The organism is Pseudomonas sp. MB-090624, assembly GCF_003205245.1.
Classification (GTDB): Bacteria; Pseudomonadota; Gammaproteobacteria; order Pseudomonadales; family Pseudomonadaceae; genus Aquipseudomonas; species Aquipseudomonas juntendi.
On sequence record NZ_QJRK01000039.1, the window covers coordinates 1 to 19,279 of the forward strand.

Genomic DNA, 19,279 nt, shown 5'->3' on the forward strand with positions numbered 1-19,279 from the left:
CCAGCGAGGTGAGCATGAATGCTGATGGGTTGATTGAAGTGCAGATGCCTTAAGCAACTAGCGCCGGTATGCGCGACCCCAGGCCGCGCATACCGGCGCTAGTTGCTTAAGGCATCTGCACTTCAATCAACCCATCAGCATTCATGCTCACCTCGCTGGTACCGGCTTCGATGTCGGGCGCCGGCGCCGCTTCATCTGCGCTCATGGCCTTCATGGCCATCGGAGCGCTGCGCAGGTACGGCCGTGGATAGCCGCTGCTGTTCAGGTTCAGGCTGACCACTTTGTAGCCTGTGCCGCCCAAAGCTTGCGTGGCCAGTTGTGCACGGGCCTTGAACGCATCGACGGCATCCTTGAGCAGCTCGTCTTCGCTGGACTTGCGCGTGGCCGGCGCGATGGAGAAGTCCATGCCACCCATTTTCAGCTCCTGCAGCAGGTCGGCGGTCAGTTGCGAGAGGGCCGGGAAATCGGCGCTTTCCAGGCGCAGCTCGGCGCGTTCACGCCAGCCGGTGATCTTCTGGCCTTTGCTGTCGTAAACGGGGTAGCTGTTGCGGCTGCCCTGGCTGATCTTCACATCCTTGACCTGGCGCGACTGCTGCACGGCCTTGTTCATGGTTTCGGTGATCTGCTTGGCGAGCTTGCCGGGGTCGCTGTTCTGCGCTTCGCTATACAAGGTCACGACCATCAGGTCGCGCGCCACTTCCTTGCTGACCTCGGCGCGCAGCGATACCTGGTTGTAGCGCGGTTCATCGGCCGCCAGTGCCGGCAGGCTGGCGAGCAGGCCGCAAGACATGATCAGGGCGGCGCCGTGACGTGGAATGTGCATGTGGTACTCCTTGGCAATAAAAGGCGTGGTCGCTGGTCATCCATGCCACGCATGGCCAATCAGACCGGCATCAGTGTAGTGGGTTCAACAGTGCCATCATGACAGTGTGACAAAGTGTGGCGCTTTGCCGCAGCGCTGCAGCAGGGGGCCCGGCTTCGGTATACTCCAGCCGATTTTCTGGAGCACTCATCAGGAGAGCTCATGCTCGCCGCCGTACAACCGTTGTCCGCTACCCGCCAGAACCTCTGGCGCCTGACCGTCATTCGTGTGCTGGTCCTGGCTGCCCAGGCCGGCTCGGTCGGTGTCGCCTACTGGACCGAACTGCTGCCCTTACCCTGGCTATCGCTGGCCGGCACCTTGGCCTTGTCGTCGCTGCTGTGTGCCTTCACCGCCCTGCGCCTGCGCTTGTCGGTGCCCGTCACCGAAATGGAATACGCCCTGCAGCTGGCCTGTGACCTGTTGATCCACAGTGCCTTGCTGTATTACTCCGGCGGCTCGACCAACCCGTTCGTGTCCTACTACCTGGTACCGTTGGCCATTGCCGCAGTGACCCTGCCGTGGCTGTATTCGCTGATCCTGTCCGGTATTGCCCTGACCGCCTACAGCTTGCTGCTGGTGCAGTTCTACCCGCTCGAAGGCCTGCCCATGGCGCGGGACAAGATGCAGGTGTACGGCATGTGGCTGAGTATTGCCCTGGCGGCGGCGGTGATCACCTTCTTCGCGGCACGCATGGCGGAAGAGCTGCGGCGCCAGGAGCAACTACGCTCCGAGCGGCGTGAAGAAAGCCTGCGCGACGAGCAGTTGCTGGCCGTAGCCACCCAGGCCGCCGGCGCCGCTCATGAGCTGGGCACGCCGCTGGCCACCATGAGTGTGCTGATCAATGAAATGCGCCAGGACCACACCGACCCGCTGTTGCAGGAAGACCTGCAAATCCTTCAGGACCAGGTGAAGCTGTGCAAGGAAACCCTGCAGCAACTGGTACGCGCCGCTGAAGCCAACCGCCGCCTGGCGGTGGTCGAGCAGGATGTCACCGCCTGGCTGGACGAAGCGCTGAACCGCTGGCACCTGATGCGCCCGGAAAGCAGCTACCGCTTCCAGCGCCTGCGTGACGGCCAGGTGCCGCGCCTGACCCCGCCACCGGACCTGACCCAGGCGCTGCTCAATCTGTTGAACAATGCGGCCGATGCCTGCCCCGATGACCTTGAAGTGCGCCTTGACTGGGACGCTCAGGATATCGTGATCAGCATCCGCGACCATGGCCCTGGCGTGCCGCCGGCCATTGCCGAAGCCATCGGCAAACCCTTCATTACCACCAAGGGCAAAGGTTTCGGCCTGGGCCTGTTCTTGAGCAAGGCCAGCGTGACCCGTGCGGGCGGTTCGGTAAAACTTTATAGTCATGAGCAGGGTGGCACCCTGACCGAACTGCGCCTGCCCTATGGCAAGCGAGGAGATGAATGATGAGCGATGAAAACCAGGTCGAGAGCGAAGAGCTGCCGCACCTGCTGCTGGTGGATGACGATGCCACCTTCACCCGGGTCATGGCGCGCGCCATGGGCCGTCGCGGGTTCCGCGTGAGCATTGCCGGTTCCGCCGAAGAGGGCTTGATCCTGGCCCAGCAGGACCTGCCGGACTACGCCACGCTGGACTTGAAGATGGACGGCGACTCCGGCCTGGTGCTGCTGCCCAAGCTGCTGGAGCTGGACCCGGAAATGCGCGTGGTGATCCTGACCGGTTATTCGAGCATTGCCACAGCGGTGGAGGCGGTCAAGCGCGGCGCCTGCAACTACCTGTGCAAACCGGCTGATGCCGACGACGTGCTGGCGGCGTTGCTGTCGGAGCACACCGACCTGGACGCGTTGGTGCCGGAAAACCCGATGTCGGTCGACCGCCTGCAGTGGGAGCATATCCAGCGTGTGCTGACCGAGCACGATGGCAATATTTCGGCCACCGCACGGGCGCTGGGCATGCACCGGCGGACCTTGCAGCGCAAACTGCAGAAGCGTCCGGTTCGGCGCTGATTCATATTGCCTGTACCGGCCTCATCGCTGGCAAGCTGGCGATAGGGCCGGTGTGGACAGAAATTCATCTGTAACACCCCGCGATCCCCGCAAATCCCGGCTGTTGGCGTATCATTGCCACCTGACGGCAACCCCTCCAGGATCGCTAGCGCATGCTCGCCCTTCTCATCCAGACGCTGAATATCACGGCACCGGTTTTCGCCATGCTGTTCATGGGCGTGCTGCTCAAACGCATTCGCCTGATCGACGACAACTTCAACCAGGTCGCTTCGCAGCTGGTGTTCAACGTGTGCATGCCGGCCCTGCTGTTCCTGGGCATCTACCACGCTGACCTGGCTACGGCGGTCCAGCCCGGGGTCATCCTGTACTTCATCGCAGCGACCCTGATCGGCTTCGCCCTTGCCTGGGGCATGGCTATCTGGCGCAGCCCCATGGCCGATCGCGGTATCTATGCCCAAGGCGCCTTTCGCGGCAACAACGGCGTCATTGGCCTGGCCTTGGCCGCCAGCCTGTACGGGGACTATGGTATTTCCCTGGGGGCGGTACTCGCCGGCGTGGTCATCCTCATGTACAACTCGCTGTCCGCGGTGGTGCTGGCGGTGTACAGCCCGGACCTCAAGTCCGACCCCTGGAGCATCTGCAAGAGCATTTTCAGCAACCCGCTGATCATCAGCGTATTGGTGGCCACCCCGATGGCCTACGGCCAGGTGCCGCTGCCCAACTGGCTGCTCACTTCAGGCGACTACCTGGCGCAGATGACCCTGCCACTGGCGCTTATCTGTATCGGCGGCACCCTGTCGCTGGCGGCTCTGCGCGACAGCGGCCGCCTGGCCATCGATGCCAGCCTGGTGAAGATGGTGTGGTTACCGCTGCTCGGCACCCTGGGTGCCTGGCTGTGTGGTTTTCGCGGTGCCGAGCTGGGCATCCTGTTCCTGGACATCGGTAGCCCGACGGCGGCCGCCAGCTACGTGATGGCGCGCGCGGCCAACGGCAACCACCAATTGGCGGCGTCGATCATCGTGATCACCACGTTGATGGCAGCAATCACCACCAACATTGGTATTTTCATCTTGCAGTGGGGCGGATGGATCTAGATCCTTGACTGCAAACAACAGCAACAACACTGCCTCACTGAGCTAAAGGACACTTCATGCAAGACCAGAGCACGCCCGAGCGGTTACAGCGCGGGCTGAAGAATCGCCACATCCAGCTGATTGCGCTGGGTGGGGCCATCGGTACCGGGTTGTTCCTGGGCATCGCCCAGACCATCCAGCTGGCTGGCCCATCGGTACTGCTGGGTTACGCCATCGCCGGCCTGATGGCCTTCCTGATCATGCGCCAGCTGGGTGAAATGGTGGTGGAAGAGCCGGTTGCCGGTAGCTTCAGCCATTTTGCCCACCAGTACTGGAGCGAGTTCGCCGGTTTCGTCTCGGGCTGGAACTACTGGGTGGTGTACGTGCTGGTCGGCATGGCCGAGCTCACGGCTGTGGGTATCTACGTGCAGTACTGGTGGCCGGAATTCCCGACCTGGGCCACTGCGGCGATCTTTTTCGTGGTGATCAACCTGATCAACCTTACCCAGGTAAAGGTCTATGGCGAAATGGAGTTCTGGTTCGCCTTGGTCAAGGTGGTGGCCATTGTCAGCATGATCGGCTTCGGTGCCTGGTTGCTGAGCAGCGGGCAGGGCGGCGCCGATGCCAGCGTAGCCAACCTGTGGCAGTACGGCGGGTTCTTCCCCAATGGCGTCAGCGGCCTGGTGATGGCGTTGGCGGTGATCATGTTCTCGTTCGGCGGCCTGGAGCTGGTGGGCATTACCGCTGCCGAGGCCGACAACCCGCGCCAGAGCATTCCCAAGGCCACCAACCAGGTGGTGTACCGTATCCTCATTTTCTACATCGGCGCGCTGGCCGTGCTGCTGTCGTTGTACCCGTGGCAGAAGGTGGTGCAAGGCGGTAGCCCGTTCGTGATGATCTTCCACGAACTGGACAGCGACCTGGTGGCCACCATTCTCAACATTGTGGTGCTTACCGCGGCGCTGTCGGTGTACAACAGCTGCGTGTATGCCAACAGCCGCATGCTGTTCGGCCTGGCCAGCCAGGGCGATGCGCCGCGCCAGTTGCTGAAGGTCAGCCGCAGCGGCGTGCCCCTGACCGCACTGGGGGTATCGGCGTTCGCCACCGGCTTGTGCGTAGTGATCAATTACCTGATGCCGGGTGAGGCCTTTGGCTTGTTGATGGCCCTGGCGGTATCGGCGCTGGTAATCAACTGGGCGAGCATCAGCATCACCCACCTGAAGTTCCGCAAAGCCAAGCTGGCCGCGGGCATCACCCCGTTCTACAAGAGCCTGGGGCACCCGCTGACCAACTACCTGTGCCTGGCATTCATCGTGTTGATCCTGGTGGTGATGTACCTGACCCCGCCGATTCGCATTTCAGTGATGCTGATACCGGCATGGATTGCCGCGCTGTGGGTGGCCTTCAAGCTGAAGAAGGCTCGCCAGGCGAAGTACTGAGTCGGGCTTGTGCGTGAGGGGCAGGCCGCCAGCCTTTCGCCGCCTGGTGGCCCTGGCGCGTCGCCTATCCATGCCCCTCAATGCTGCCGCCGCCAAGCGCGCACGGTGGTGTACAGCAGCACCAGGGCCAGTACCGGCAGCACGTAGAACAGCATCAGCCGCTCAAGGCGGCCGGCCAGCGGCAGCCCCATGGTGAAGGCCGCGACGTGCAGGCCATAAGCCAGGTACAGGCACAGGAAGACCAGACCTTCGGCGCGGGTAATGCGGTAGCCGGAATAGAACACCGGCATACTCAGTACGGCAACGCCGAGCATCACGGGCAGGTCGAACGACAGTGCATTGGGTGAAATCGACAGCGGCTGTGGGGTCACCAGTGCGGTCAGGCCCAGCACCGCCAGCAGGTTGAACAGGTTGCTGCCAATGACCGTGCCCACGGCGATCTCCCGCTCGCCCCGCAGGGCCGCAATCAAGGCGGCGGCCAATTCCGGCAGGGAGGTGCACACAGCGACCACGGTCAGCCCGATGACGCGCTCGGACAGGCCCAGGTCGGTGGCCACCTCGACGGCGGCTTCAAGCAGCAAGTGGCCTGCCAGGGTCAACAGGCCCAGGCCGAACAGCACCTGCAGCACGGTGGCTGGCCAGAAGCGCCCAGCGCTGGCCTGGGCGGCATCGGGGGCAGGGTAGGTGCGTGCGTAATGGCGCGACTGGTGCCAGAGCATGGCCAGGTAGCCGGCCAGGCCCAGCAACAGCAACCCGCCTTCGAACCGGCCCAGCTGGCCGTTGGCGCACAGTGCGTAGACCAGGCCGCTGGCGAGGATCATCAGCGGTATGTCCAGACGTACCAACTGGCGCGAAACCCGCAGTGGAATGATCAATGCGGCCAGGCCGAGCACTACCAGCACATTGAAGATATTGCTGCCGACCACGCTGCCGACCGCTACATCCGGCGCGCCCTGGTAGGCCGCCTGCAGGCTGACGGTCAACTGTGGTGCGGTGCTGCCGAAGGCGACCAGGCTCAGGCCGATGATCAACGGGCGCACGTGCAGGCGCTGCGCCAGGCGCAGGGCTGCGCGCACCAGCAGTTCGGCGCCGCCTACCAGCAACAGCAGGGCTGTGCCCAGTTGCAGCAGGCTGAAGGTGGGAAGGGTGGCCAAGTCGAAAATGGTCGAACTCCTGTCGCGTCAGTCGCTAAGCCCTTGTACCCGCACCCGCGCTGTGCCGCTACGCAGCATGCCGATTTTTTCGGCGGCGGCGCGTGACAGGTCGATCAGCCGGCCGCGGGTATGCGGGCCACGGTCGTTGATGCGTACCACCACACTGCGCTGGTTGGCCATGTTGGTCACCAGAACGCGGCTGCCAAACGGCAGGCTGCGGTGGGCGGCGGTAAGGCCGTGCTGGTTGAACGGTTCGCCGCTGGCGGTGCGTTTGCCGTGGTGGCGCGAGCCGTAATAGGAAGCGGTGCCGGTCTGGTCGTAACCGCGCGGGTCGATGTCATGGCTGGCGCAGCCGGCCAGGAACGAAAACAGGGCGAGGGTGCCGAGGGATCGTTTTAGCAAGTCAGGTGCTCTCCTAGTGCGACGCTCCCACAGGTCGGCGCTGTACCTGTGGGAGCGGGCATGCCCGCGAACGAGGGCGAAGCCCTCGCAGGACTACAGGGATAAAACAATCACCCTTCGAGCTTGGCCTTGAGCATTTGGTTCACCTGCCCCGGGTTGGCCTTGCCTTTGGAGGCTTTCATGGCCTGGCCGACGAAGAAGCCGAACATCTTGCCACGCTTGGCCTCGTCAGCCGCGCGGTACTGTTCCACCTGCTCGGCATTGGCGGCCAGCATTTCGTCGAGCATCTTCTCGATTGCGCCGGTGTCGGTGACCTGCTTCAGGCCTTTGCTTTCGATGATGCTGTCGGCATCGCCTTCACCGCCAGCCATGGCTTCGAACACGGTCTTGGCGATCTTGCCGCTGATGGTGTTATCGCGGATGCGCAGCAGCATGCCACCCAGTTGCGCAGCGCTGACCGGTGCCTGGTCGATCTCCACGCCCAACTTGTTCAGCAGGCTCCCCAGTTCGACCATGACCCAGTTGGCGGCCAGCTTGGCGTCACCGCCAATTTTCACCACTTCTTCGAAGTAGTCGGCCTGTTCGCGGCTGGAGGCCAGCACGTTGGCATCGTAGGCCGACAGGCCATACTGGCGCTGGAAGCGCTCGACCTTCTGCGGCGGCAGCTCGGGCAGGGCAGCGCGGATGCTGTCGAGGTAGCTGTCCTCGATTACGACCGGCAGCAGGTCCGGGTCGGGGAAGTAACGGTAGTCGTTGGCTTCCTCTTTGCTGCGCATGGAACGGGTTTCATCTTTGTTTGGGTCGTACAGGCGGGTTTCCTGCACCACCTTGCCGCCATCCTCGATCAGGTCGATCTGGCGCTGGATCTCGCTGTTGATGGCACGCTCGATGAAGCGGAACGAGTTGACGTTCTTGATCTCGCAGCGGGTACCGAATTCGACCTGGCCTTTCGGGCGGATCGACACGTTGCAGTCGCAGCGCAGCGAGCCCTCGGCCATGTTGCCGTCGCAGATGCCCAGGTAGCGCACCAGTGCGTGGATCGCCTTGACGTACGCCACGGCCTCCTTGGCGCTGCGCATGTCAGGCTCGGACACGATCTCCAGCAGCGGTGTGCCGGCGCGGTTCAGGTCAATGCCGGTAGAGCCGCTGAAGTCTTCGTGCAGGCTTTTGCCTGCGTCTTCTTCCAGGTGCGCGCGGGTGACCCCGATGCGCTTGATGGTGCCGTCTTCCAGGGCGATGTCCAGGTGGCCCTTGCCGACGATCGGCAGGTCCATCTGGCTGATCTGGTAGCCCTTGGGCAGGTCCGGGTAGAAGTAGTTCTTGCGCGCGAACACGTTGCGCTTGCCGATCTCGGCATCGATGGCCAGGCCGAACATGCAGGCCATGCGCACGGCTTCCTGGTTCAGCACCGGCAAAACGCCCGGCATGCCCAGGTCAACCAGGCTGGCCTGGGTATTCGGCTCGGAGCCGAAGGTGGTAGCGCTGCCGGAGAAGATCTTCGACTGGGTGGCGAGCTGAGTGTGGATTTCCAGCCCGATCACAACTTCCCATTGCATGTGTGAACTCCTCAGAAGCCTTTGGGGGCACGGGTGTGCCAGTCGGTCACTTGCTGGTAGCGGTGCGCGACGTTGAGCAACCGGCCTTCCTGGAAGTACGGCGCCAGCAGCTGTACGCCGACCGGCAGGCCGTCGACGAAGCCCGCGGGCATCGACAGGCCCGGCAGGCCCGCCAGGTTGGCGGTGATGGTGTAGATGTCTTCGAGGTAGGCGGCGACCGGGTCGCTGCTCTTGGCGCCAAGCTTCCAGGCCGGGTTAGGCGTGGTCGGGCCAAGGATCAGGTCAACCTCGTTGAAAGCGGCCATGAAGTCGTTCTTGATCAGGCGGCGGATCTGTTGCGCCTTCACGTAGTACGCGTCGTAGTAGCCGGCCGACAGGGCGTAGGTGCCGACCATGATGCGGCGCTGGACTTCAACGCCGAAACCTTCGCCACGCGAACGCTTGTACAGGTCGGTCAGGTCTTTGGGCGCCTCGCAGCGGTAGCCGAAGCGCACACCGTCGAAACGCGACAGGTTGGACGAGGCCTCGGCAGGTGCGATCACGTAGTACGCGGCAATGGCGTGCTGCATGTTCGGCAGGCTGATTTCCTTGACCACGGCACCGAGCTTTTCCAGCTCCTTGACGCTGGCCTGCACCAGGTCGGCAATGCGTGGGTCCAGGCCTGCACCGAAGTACTCCTTGGGCAGGCCGATGCGCAGGCCCTGCAAGGAGGCGCCGAGGTTGGCGCTGTAGTCCGGCACCGGCTCCTCGATGCTGGTGGAGTCCTTGGCGTCGAAGCCGGCCATGCCTTGCAGCAGCAAGGCGCAGTCTTCGGCGGTGCGCGCCAGTGGGCCACCCTGGTCGAGGCTGGAAGCGTAGGCGATCATGCCCCAGCGCGAAACACGACCGTACGTCGGTTTCAGGCCGGTGAGGTTGGTCAGCGCCGCCGGCTGGCGGATCGACCCGCCGGTGTCGGTGCCGGTGGTGGCTGGCAGCAGGCGCGCTGCAACGGCCGCGGCAGAACCGCCGGACGAGCCGCCTGGCACGTGTTCCAGGTTCCACGGGTTCTTCACCGCGCCGTAGTGGCTGGATTCGTTGGCCGAACCCATGGCGAACTCGTCCATGTTGGTCTTGCCCAGGGTGACCATGCCGGCTTCAGCCAGCTTGGCGACCACGGTGGCGTCATACGGCGCCTTGAAGTTGTCGAGCATCTTCGAGCCGCAGCTGGTGCGCACGCCGTTGGTGCAGAACAGGTCCTTGTGGGCGATGGGCGCACCCAGCAGCGCGCCGGTCTCGCCAGCGGCGCGACGGGCGTCGGCGGCACGCGCCTGGCCCAGGGCCAGCTCGTCGGTGACGCTGATGAAGCTGTTGAGCTGTGGGTCGAGCTGCTTGATGCGCGCCAGCAGCGCGCCGGTCAGCTCTTCGGAAGAAAACGACTTGTCGGCGAGTCCGCGGGCGATCTCGGCCAGGGTCAATTGGTGCATGGCAGGCTCTATCCCTTACTCGATGACTTTGGGAACCAGGTACAGACCGCTTTCGGTCGATGGCGCGATGGCCTGGTAGGCGTCGCGCTGGTTGCTTTCGGTGACCTGGTCGGGACGCAGGCGCTGGCTGGCCTCCAGCGGGTGAGCCAGAGGCTCGATGCCAGTGGTGTCGACAGCTTGCATCTGGTCGACCAGCCCAAGAATGCTGTTGAGGGCGTCGGTAATGCGTGGCAGTTCGCCATCATTCAGGCCCAGGCGGGCCAGATGGGCGATCTTTTCCACGTCGCAGCGTTCAAGCGCCATGGGGATCTCCAAGGGAAACAAAGAACGGAATTTAGGTCCGCAGTGAGGAACATGTCAGCTTTTTGGCGGTCTAACAGCCGCGAATTTCTGCTGGCGTGCTCGGAAAAACAGCCAATTTAACATATTGGCTCCTTGCCCAAAATCCCTGCCATTGTTAGAGTTTGCCGCACTTTTTTACCCACGCTTTCCCCAGGGTCACTTTCCCATGTTCAAGAAACTGCGTGGCATGTTTTCCAGCGATCTTTCCATCGACCTGGGTACTGCCAACACCCTTATTTACGTGCGTGAGCGCGGTATCGTCCTGAATGAGCCCTCGGTTGTTGCCATCCGTACCCATGGCAACCAGAAAAGCGTCGTCGCCGTCGGTACCGAAGCCAAACGCATGCTGGGCCGTACGCCTGGCAACATTGCAGCCATTCGTCCGATGAAGGACGGCGTGATCGCCGACTTCAGCGTTTGCGAAAAAATGTTGCAATATTTCATCAACAAGGTTCACGAGAACAGCTTCCTGCAGCCAAGCCCGCGCGTGCTGATCTGCGTACCGTGCAAATCGACCCAGGTAGAGCGCCGCGCCATTCGCGAGTCGGCCCTGGGTGCCGGTGCCCGTGAAGTGTTCCTGATCGAAGAGCCAATGGCTGCCGCCATCGGTGCCGGCCTGCCGGTAGAAGAGGCCCGCGGTTCGATGGTCGTCGATATCGGTGGCGGCACCACCGAAATCGCCCTGATCTCGCTCAACGGTGTGGTCTACGCCGAGTCCGTGCGTGTTGGCGGTGACCGCTTCGACGAAGCCATCGTGACCTACGTACGCCGCAACTACGGCAGCCTGATCGGCGAGTCCACCGCCGAGCGCATCAAGCAGGAAATCGGCACTGCCTACCCGGGCGGCGAAGTGCGCGAAGTCGACGTGCGTGGCCGTAACCTGGCCGAAGGCGTGCCGCGTGCCTTCACCCTGAACTCCAACGAAGTGCTCGAAGCGCTGCAGGAGTCGCTGGCGACCATCGTTCAGGCAGTGAAGAGCGCCCTCGAGCAATCGCCGCCCGAGCTGGCCTCCGACATCGCCGAGCGTGGCCTGGTGTTGACCGGTGGTGGTGCACTGCTGCGTGACCTCGACAAGCTGCTGGCCCAGGAAACCGGCCTGCCGGTGATCGTCGCCGAAGACCCGCTGACCTGTGTCGCCCGTGGCGGTGGTCGCGCCCTGGAGATGATGGACAAGCACGCGATGGACCTGCTCTCCAGCGAGTGATCCTGCTCGCGGTTCATGAGCGCCCGGTTTACAGGTAGTACGCACAGTGCTACCTGTATGTGCTGGGCTGGCGCCCACACGGGCGCCGTATCCGTCAACCCGCAACCAGGCTGGTGCGTTGTCCCATGTCCAATGACCTCCTGAGTCGTCCACGAGGAACGGCCCATTAAACCGCTTTTCTCCAAGGGCCCTTCGCTGGGCGTTCGCCTGCTCGTTCTGGTGGTGCTGTCAGTCGCGTTGATGGTTGTCGACGCGCGCTTCGACGTGCTCAAACCGGTGCGCAGCCAGATGGGCCTGGTGCTGATGGAGTCGTACTGGATCACCGACTTGCCGCAGCGTGCCTGGCAGGGCGTGGCGGGCCAGTTCGGTAGCCGCACCGAACTGATTGCCGAAAACGAGAAGCTCAAGACCGAGGCCCTGCTGCTGCAGGGGCGCCTGCAGAAGCTGGCGGCCCTGACCGAGCAGAACGTGCGCCTGCGCGAACTGCTCAACTCCTCGGCGCTGGTCAACGAAAAGGTCGAAGTGGCCGAGCTGATCGGGGTCGACCCCAACCCCTTCACGCACCGTATCCTGATCAACAAGGGCGAGCGTGACGGCGTGTTCCTTGGCCAGCCGGTGCTCGATGCCCGCGGCCTGATGGGGCAGGTGGTCGAGTTGATGCCCTATACCTCGCGGGTGCTGCTGCTGACCGACACCACCCACAGCATTCCGGTGCAGGTCAACCGCAATGGCTTGCGCGCGATCGCCAGCGGTACCGGGAACCCCGAGCGCCTGGAATTGCGCCATGTGGCCGATACTGCCGACATCAAGGAAGGCGACCTGCTGGTCAGTTCCGGCATGGGCCAGCGCTTCCCGGCCGGCTACCCGGTGGCCACCGTCAATGAAGTGATCCACGACTCCGGGCAGCCGTTCGCTATCGTGCGTGCCATCCCCACCGCCGCGCTCAACCGCAGCCGCTACATGCTGCTGGTGTTCAGTGACCGGCGCACCCCAGAGCAGCGTGCCACTGATGCTGCCATGGCCCAGGAAGAAGCCGACCGCAAGGGCACCGCGCCCGCCGGCCAGCCAGCCACAACCGGCGAGCAGGCCGCACCGGCCACGGGTACCCCTGCAGCGCCGGCCAGCCCGGCCACGCCAACGGCCCCGGCCGCGCAGCCTGCGGCCCCAAGTGCTGCCCCGGCGGCAGCGCCGGCTGCCCCCGCCCACACCCGGAGACAATGATGGCTGCATCGCGCCGCAACAACGGCTGGGTGATCTGGCTGACTTTCGCCATCGGCCTGCTGCTCAGCGTCTCGCCCATGCCGCAGTTCATGGAAGTGTTCCGGCCCATGTGGCTGGCCTTGCTGGTTTCGTTCTGGACCCTGGCCATGCCGCACAAGGTGGGCATGACCACAGCGTTCGTGCTGGGCCTGGCCGAGGATGTGCTGTACGGCACCTTGCTGGGGCAGAACGCACTGATCCTTACCCTGATCACCTTCCTGGTGCTGTCCTTGCAGCAGCGCCTGCGCATGTTCCCCATGTGGCAGCAAAGCCTGGTCATTCTGGTGATCTTCGGCATTGCCCAGCTGATCCAGCTGTGGCTTAGCGCCCTGACCGGCAACCGTCTGCCCACCCTGGCATTGGTCTGGTCGGCGGTGATCAGCGCCTTGCTCTGGCCGTGGATCAGTTTCGCCCTGCGCGACCTGCGTCGCCGCTTGCGTATCAACTGACGGCGATGCGCCGCTGACAGGGAGATGTCTGCATGAACCCGCTTTACCTGGCCTCCGGCTCGCCTCGCCGCCGTGAATTGCTGACCCAGATCGGCGTGCCGTTCAGCGTCATCAGCGCCCCCATCGACGAAACCCCGCTGGCCGATGAAAGCGCCCAGGCTTACGTCGAGCGTCTGGCCCGGGCCAAGGCTGCCGCCGGCCTGGCCTGCCTCGCCCACCCCGACAACGCCACGGCCCCCGAGCGCCGTGCTGTGGTGCTTGGTGCAGACACGGCAGTGGTGCTCGAGGGGCGTATTCTGGGTAAACCGCAAAGCCGCGACGATGGCTTGGCCATGCTGGCTGATCTGGCTGGCCGCGAGCACCAGGTGCTGACCGCCGTCGCTTTGACCGATGGCCTGCGCGTGCGCAGCCTGTGCGTGGCCAGCAGCGTGCATTTTCGCCCGATCGGTGCCGACGAAGCGCAACGTTACTGGGCCAGCGGCGAGCCGGCGGACAAGGCAGGCGGTTATGCCATCCAGGGCCTGGGTGCGGTGTTCGTCACCGGCCTGGCCGGCAGCTATTCGGCAGTGGTCGGTTTGCCGCTGTGTGAAACCGCAGAATTGCTCGGCCAGTTCGGCATTGCCTGCTGGCAACCGCTCGTGCCTGCAACAGAGGTAACAAACCCGCGGTAGCCAGCTCTGCCTTCGCCATCCATCATTACAAGAAACTTTTGACGAGAGCCTGCCATGAGTGAAGAGATCCTGATCAACATCACCCCGATGGAGTCACGCGTGGCGGTGGTGGAAAACGGGGTGCTGCAGGAAGTGCACGTCGAGCGCACTCAGCGCCGTGGCATCGTCGGCAATATCTACAAGGGCAAGGTGGTGCGTGTGCTGCCAGGCATGCAGGCCGCCTTCGTCGACATTGGCCTGGAACGCGCGGCGTTCATCCATGCTTCGGAAATTTCCCAGCGCGAAGGCTCGGCGGTCGAGAACATCACGGCGCTGGTGCACGAGGGCCAGGCGCTGGTGGTACAAGTGACCAAGGACCCGATTGGCACCAAAGGCGCGCGCCTGACCACGCAGTTGTCGATCCCTTCGCGTTATCTGGTGTACATGCCGCGCAGCAGCCACGTTGGCATTTCCCTGAAGATCGAAGATGAAGCCGAGCGTGAGCGCCTCAAGCAGGTGGTCAGCAACTGCATGGAGAGCGAGAACATCAAGGATGCCGGCGGGTTCATCCTGCGCACTGCCGCCGAAGGCGCACGGGCCGAGGAAATCCTGCAGGACATCCGCTACCTGCGCCGCCTGTGGGAGCAGATCGGCAGCCAGATCAAGACCTGCGGTGCACCGACGGTCATCTACGAAGACCTGGGCCTGGCCCTGCGAACCCTGCGGGACCTGGTCAACCCGAAGATCGAGAAGATCCGCATCGACTCGCGGGAAACCTTCCAGAAAACCATGCAGTTCGTGAGCGAACTCATGCCGGAAATCGCCGACCGCCTCGAACACTACCCTGGCGAGCGGCCGATCTTCGATCTGTATGGCGTCGAGGACGAAATACAGCGCGCGCTGGAGCGCAAGGTGCCGCTCAAGTCGGGTGGCTATCTGGTGGTGGACCCGGCCGAGGCGATGACCACCATTGACGTCAACACCGGGGCTTTCGTTGGGCATCGCAACCTTGAAGAAACCATCTTCAAGACCAACCTCGAGGCCGCTACCGCCATCGCCCGGCAGCTGCGCCTGCGCAACATCGGCGGCATCATCATCATCGACTTCATCGACATGGAAGATGAAGAGCACCAGCGCCAGGTTCTGCGCACCCTGGAAAAACAGCTGGAACGCGACCATGCCAAGACCAACATCATCGGCATCACTGAGCTGGGCCTGGTGCAGATGACCCGCAAGCGCACGCGCGAAAGCCTGGAGCAGGTGCTGTGCGAGCCCTGCCTGGCTTGCCAGGGGCGTGGCAAGCTGAAAACCCCCGAGACCATCTGTTACGAAATTTTCCGCGAGATCCTGCGTGAGGCCCGTGCTTACCAGGCCGAAGGCTACCGTGTGCTGGCCAACCAGAAGGTGGTTGACCGCCTGCTGGACGAAGAGTCGGGCAACGTTGCCGAACTGGAAGCCTTCATCGGTAGAACCATTCGCTTCCAGGTCGAGTCGATGTATTCGCAGGAACAATACGACGTGGTGCTGCTCTGAGGCCCTCAGCAACACGTCGCTGCCTCGTCGCGCTGGCGAAACCCGTGCGACGGGCCATCATGGATAAACGACTTGGAGGGCCACGGCCATGGGACGTCTGACCCGCGTTCTTGTTGCCCTGACCCGCTGGGGGCTGGGCATATGCGCCTTGTTGGCGGTATTGGTGGCGCTGTATGTCAGCCTCGGCCGTGCATTGATACCCCTGGTAGCCGAGTACCGTGCCGACGTGCAGAGCAAGGCCGAGCAAGCGCTTGGCATGCCGGTACATGTGGGCGCCCTGGAGGGGCGCTGGAGCGGCCTTGCGCCGGTATTGCGGGTGCGCGACCTGCAACTGGGCGAAGGTGCCAAGGCGTTGCGCCTGGATGAGGTCATGGTCGTGCCTGATGTATGGGCCAGCCTGCTGGCGCGTGAGGTACGCCTGTCGCGTATCCAGCTCGGTGGCCTGCAATTGATCGTGCGCGAGAACGGGCAGGGCGCCTGGAACCTCGACGGCCTGCCGCAGCAGGACGATACGCCGCTGAACCCTGCCGAGTTGCTGCAGCGCCTGCGCCAACTGGGCCGCGTCGATGTGTTCGACAGCCAGGTCACCTTGCACCCATGGCAGCGTGACCCGCTGACCCTGACGTATGTGAGTGCCGGCTTGCAGGCCGGCCCCTCGCGGCAGGCCCTGGACCTGCGGGCGACGCTGCCCGATGGCCAGCCCCTGGCGATGAACCTGCGCAGTCGTGTTTCTGCCGAGGCTTGGCGTGACGGCCAGGTCGAGGCCTACCTGAGCCTGCCGCAAAGCGACTGGTCGCAGTGGTTGCCGCCCAGCCTGCTGGGCCAATGGCATGCCGACGCACTGCGTGCAGGCGGCGAGTTCTGGGTCGATTGGGGCAAGGGGCAGTTGCAGAAGGCCGTGGTGCGGCTCAATGCCCCTGAGCTGAAAGGCGCCTACAGCGGGCGCAAGGCCGCCATGTTGAGCAACCTGGCCATGGGCGCCTGGTTCCAGCGCCGCGACCAGGGCTTCGACGTTGTGGTCGACTCGCTGGCCATGGACCTCGGTAAAAGCCGTTGGGAGACGCACCTGCAGGTGCAGCAGCGCCCCGGTGAGCAGGCGGCCGATGAGAGCTGGCAGGTGCAGGCCGACCGGCTCGACCTCACGCCCCTGACCCCGCTGATCGAGGCCCTGGCACCGCTACCCGACGCAGCTATGGCGGCGGTCACTAGCCTCAAAGTGACCGGTGGTCTGCGCAACGTGCGGCTGCAGGCCCGGCCCAAGGCCGAAGGCGACCAGCGTCTGCAGTTCGAGGCGAACCTGGACAAGGTCGGTTTCGATGCCTATCACGGTGCCCCGGCCGCGGGTAACGTCAGCGGCAGTATCAGTGGCGACCTGGGCCATGGCGAGCTGCGCCTGGACACTGAAGCCTTCATGCTGCACTTGTACCCGATCTTCGCCAAACCCTGGCACTACCAGAAGGCCAACGCGCGCTTGACCTGGGTGCTGGACAAGCAGGGCTTCACCCTTGTCGCGCCCTACCTGAAGGTGCTGGGCGAAGAAGGCAAGATTGCCGGCGATTTCCTGATTCGCCTGCTGTTCGAGGAAGGCCGCGAGGACTACATGGACCTGCGCGTCGGCTTGACCGACGGCGATGGCCGTTATACCGCCAAGTATCTGCCCGAAGTGCTCAGCCCGGCCCTCGACGAGTGGCTGCGCAGCGCCATCGTCAAGGGCGCGGTGGACGAAGGCTATTTCCAGTACCAGGGCTCGCTGAACCATGGCGCGGCGCCAGAGGCACGCAGTATCAGCCTGTTCTTCAAGGTGCATGACGCCGCACTGGACTTCCAGCCGGGCTGGCCGCAAGTCCAGCATGTGGATGGCGACGTCTTCATCGAGGACAGCGGCGTGCGGGTCAAGGCCCGGCGCGGGGTGCTGCTGGACACCCAGGTCAGTGACGTCGACGTCGACATCCCGCATGTCGACGAGGGCCAGCAGAGCCACCTGTTCCTGACGGGCAATTTCGATGGCAGCCTGGGTGATGGCCTGAAGATCCTCAAGCAAGCGCCTATCGGCACCGGTGAGATCTTCGCCGATTGGGAGGGTGAAGGGCCGCTGAAGGGTAAGCTCAAGCTCGATATCCCGCTGGCTCACGGGCAGCGGCCTAAAGTGCAGGTAGACTTCGCCACCCATGACGCGCGCCTGAAGGTCGCCCCGCCCACCCTTGAGCTGAGCCGCTTGAAAGGTGACTTCAGCTTCGATTTCGACAAAGGCCTCAGCGGCAAGGGCATCAGCCTGCAGGCCTTCGGCAAGCCCGTCACGGCGCAGATAACGGCCGAGGGCCAACCCGGGCAGATGCAGACCCGCATCGATGCCAATGGCCAGGTAGCGCTCAAGGCGTTGACCGACTGGCTGCAGTTCAAGCAAGCCCTGCCGGCTTCCGGCGACCTGCCTTACCAGTTGCAACTGAGCCTGGGCAGCCGGGACAATCGTTTGAGCGTCAACTCCAGCCTCAAGGGGCTGGCGGTCGACTTGCCAGCGCCATTCGGCAAGGCGGCCGCGGAAACCCGCGACAGCCGCTTCAGCATGACGCTACAGGGCCCGGAGCGGCGTTTCGACGCCGGCTACGGTGACCTTGCCCGTGCTGCCTACGCCGCGCCGGCCGACAAGCTCGGCCAAGGCCGGGGCGAGTTGTTGCTGGGCACCGGTGACGCCCAATTGCCTGCTGCACAGGGCCTGCGCGTGCGTGGGCGCCTGGAAACGCTGGACCTGGCCCCTTGGCAAGAGCAGGCCTCACGGCTGGGCGGAGACGACCCAGGTGGCAGTGCGCGGCAGATGCTGCAAAGCGTGGACCTGAGCATTGGCCAGCTCAAGGCGTTTGGCACCGAGCTGAACCAGGCCCTGGTACGGTTGAGCCGAGGCGGCCCCGCCTGGGACCTGCGCCTCGACAGCCAGGAAGTCATCGGCGATGCCCGCGTGCCGGATGCCAAGGGTGCGCCGATGGTCGTGCGCCTGCAGACGCTGCGGCTTCCAGCGCCCAGCCCTGCGGAAAAACAAGCACAGGAGCGCGCCGAAGATGGGCCGGACCCGCTTGCCACCTTCGACCCACGCAAAGTCCCGGCGCTGGACCTGAGCATCGACAAGCTGTACCGCGGTGACGACCTGTTCGGCAGCGCCTCGATCAAGCTGCGGCCTACTGCACGCGGGGTGGCCGCCAGCGATATCGCTCTTGACTTCAAGGGCCTGCGCATTGGCGGTGGTGGTGGCTGGGAAGGCGAAACGGGCAAGACCAGCAGCTGGTACAAAGGCCGCCTGCAAGGCACGAACCTGGGCGACGTGCTCAAGGCCTGGGGCTTTGCTCCGACCGTCACCAGCCGCGACTTCCGCCTGGACGTGGACGGCCGCTGGCCAGGCTCGCCGGCTGCCGTCAGCCTGACGCGCTTCTCGGGCAGCATGGACGCGGCGTTGCGGTCTGGCCAGTTCGTCGAGGTCGACGGCAGTGCCCAGGCGTTGCGGGTCTTTGGCCTGCTCAACTTCAATTCGATTGGCCGACGCCTGCGGTTGGACTTCTCCGACCTGTTCGACAAAGGCCTGGCCTATGACCGGGTCAAAGGCCTGCTGGCGGCCAGCAATGGCGTGTACGTGACCCGCGAACCGATCACCATGACCGGCCCGTCGAGCAGCTTCGAGCTGGAGGGCACATTGGACCTGGTACGTGACCAGGTCAATGCCAACCTGCAGGTGAGCCTGCCGGTGACCAACAACCTGCCGCTGGCCGCGTTGATCGTGGGAGCGCCAGCCGTGGGCGGGGCGTTGTTCCTGGTCGACCGGCTGATCGGCGACCGCGTCTCGCGTTTTGCCAGCGTGCATTACCGTGTCGAAGGGCCGTGGAAAGAGCCTAGAATCACCTTTGTGAAACCCTTCGAGAAATAGTGC

General features: G+C 64.0%; 16 protein-coding genes. 10 read left to right on the forward strand and 6 right to left on the reverse strand.

Features of this window, described 5'->3' with window-relative positions:
* Positions 1-106 precede the first annotated feature (106 nt).
* Positions 107-823, reverse strand: coding sequence for an SIMPL domain-containing protein (locus DMX12_RS20520; protein ID WP_009685157.1), 717 nt, complete (start codon positions 821-823; stop codon positions 107-109).
* 201 nt (positions 824-1,024) lie between these two features.
* Here DMX12_RS20520 and DMX12_RS20525 point away from each other — a divergent pair, with 201 nt between their 5' ends.
* The 4 genes from DMX12_RS20525 (at position 1,025) to DMX12_RS20540 (ending at position 5,353) form a co-directional block, all read left to right on the forward strand.
* A complete protein-coding gene (locus tag DMX12_RS20525) occupies positions 1,025-2,281 on the forward strand; it encodes an ATP-binding protein (protein ID WP_009685158.1) in 1,257 nt (418 codons plus the stop codon).
* Positions 2,281-2,841 carry a response regulator transcription factor gene (locus DMX12_RS20530; protein WP_110679317.1) on the forward strand — a complete coding sequence of 187 codons (561 nt, stop codon included), beginning with the start codon at positions 2,281-2,283 and terminating at the stop codon, positions 2,839-2,841. The genes DMX12_RS20525 and DMX12_RS20530 overlap by 1 nt, the downstream gene beginning before the upstream one ends.
* A 152-nt stretch (positions 2,842-2,993) precedes the next feature.
* The gene (locus DMX12_RS20535) at positions 2,994-3,935 is read left to right on the forward strand and encodes an AEC family transporter (protein WP_110679318.1); all 942 of its coding nucleotides are present in this window, start codon (positions 2,994-2,996) and stop codon (positions 3,933-3,935) included.
* Between the two features lie 56 nt (positions 3,936-3,991).
* On the forward strand, positions 3,992-5,353 hold the full coding sequence (locus DMX12_RS20540) for an amino acid permease (RefSeq protein WP_009685162.1): 1,362 nt from the start codon (positions 3,992-3,994) through the stop codon (positions 5,351-5,353).
* Between the two features lie 77 nt (positions 5,354-5,430).
* On the opposite strand, the gene DMX12_RS20545 is transcribed toward DMX12_RS20540, so the two are convergent.
* The 5 genes from DMX12_RS20545 to gatC all read right to left on the reverse strand — a co-directional run bounded on the left by DMX12_RS20545 (position 5,431) and on the right by gatC (position 10,231).
* Positions 5,431-6,474 carry a calcium/sodium antiporter gene (locus tag DMX12_RS20545; protein WP_029888090.1) on the reverse strand — a complete coding sequence of 348 codons (1,044 nt, stop codon included), beginning with the start codon at positions 6,472-6,474 and terminating at the stop codon, positions 5,431-5,433.
* Positions 6,475-6,534: 60 nt separating this feature from the next.
* A complete protein-coding gene (locus DMX12_RS20550) occupies positions 6,535-6,909 on the reverse strand; it encodes a septal ring lytic transglycosylase RlpA family protein (protein ID WP_054881438.1) in 375 nt (124 codons plus the stop codon).
* A gap of 110 nt (positions 6,910-7,019) precedes the next feature.
* Positions 7,020-8,465 (reverse strand): Asp-tRNA(Asn)/Glu-tRNA(Gln) amidotransferase subunit GatB, encoded by a 1,446-nt coding sequence (gene gatB, locus DMX12_RS20555; protein ID WP_110679319.1) that lies wholly within the window; start codon positions 8,463-8,465, stop codon positions 7,020-7,022.
* Between the two features lie 11 nt (positions 8,466-8,476).
* Entirely contained in the window at positions 8,477-9,928 is a 1,452-nt protein-coding gene (gatA, locus tag DMX12_RS20560) for an Asp-tRNA(Asn)/Glu-tRNA(Gln) amidotransferase subunit GatA (protein WP_110679320.1), read from the reverse strand.
* A 15-nt stretch (positions 9,929-9,943) separates the two neighbouring features.
* Positions 9,944-10,231, reverse strand: coding sequence for an Asp-tRNA(Asn)/Glu-tRNA(Gln) amidotransferase subunit GatC (gene gatC, locus DMX12_RS20565; RefSeq protein ID WP_003255165.1), 288 nt, complete (start codon positions 10,229-10,231; stop codon positions 9,944-9,946).
* 205 nt (positions 10,232-10,436) lie between these two features.
* On the opposite strand from gatC, the gene mreB reads away from it, so the two are divergent.
* The 6 genes from mreB (at position 10,437) to DMX12_RS20595 (ending at position 19,276) form a co-directional block, all read left to right on the forward strand.
* The gene (mreB, locus tag DMX12_RS20570) at positions 10,437-11,474 is read left to right on the forward strand and encodes a rod shape-determining protein MreB (RefSeq protein ID WP_003255163.1); all 1,038 of its coding nucleotides are present in this window, start codon (positions 10,437-10,439) and stop codon (positions 11,472-11,474) included.
* 195 nt (positions 11,475-11,669) lie between these two features.
* The gene (gene mreC, locus DMX12_RS20575) at positions 11,670-12,695 is read left to right on the forward strand and encodes a rod shape-determining protein MreC (protein WP_154211449.1); all 1,026 of its coding nucleotides are present in this window, start codon (positions 11,670-11,672) and stop codon (positions 12,693-12,695) included.
* A complete protein-coding gene (gene mreD, locus DMX12_RS20580) occupies positions 12,695-13,183 on the forward strand; it encodes a rod shape-determining protein MreD (RefSeq protein WP_029885529.1) in 489 nt (162 codons plus the stop codon). Before mreC ends, mreD begins: the two co-directional genes overlap by 1 nt.
* 32 nt (positions 13,184-13,215) lie before the next feature.
* Positions 13,216-13,854 carry a nucleoside triphosphate pyrophosphatase gene (locus DMX12_RS20585; RefSeq protein WP_110679321.1) on the forward strand — a complete coding sequence of 213 codons (639 nt, stop codon included), beginning with the start codon at positions 13,216-13,218 and terminating at the stop codon, positions 13,852-13,854.
* 54 nt (positions 13,855-13,908) lie between these two features.
* Complete coding sequence (gene rng, locus DMX12_RS20590; RefSeq protein WP_009683058.1) at positions 13,909-15,366, forward strand: ribonuclease G; 1,458 nt, start codon at positions 13,909-13,911, stop codon at positions 15,364-15,366.
* 88 nt (positions 15,367-15,454) lie between these two features.
* On the forward strand, positions 15,455-19,276 hold the full coding sequence (locus tag DMX12_RS20595) for a YhdP family protein (RefSeq protein ID WP_110679322.1): 3,822 nt from the start codon (positions 15,455-15,457) through the stop codon (positions 19,274-19,276).
* Positions 19,277-19,279 lie beyond the last annotated feature (3 nt).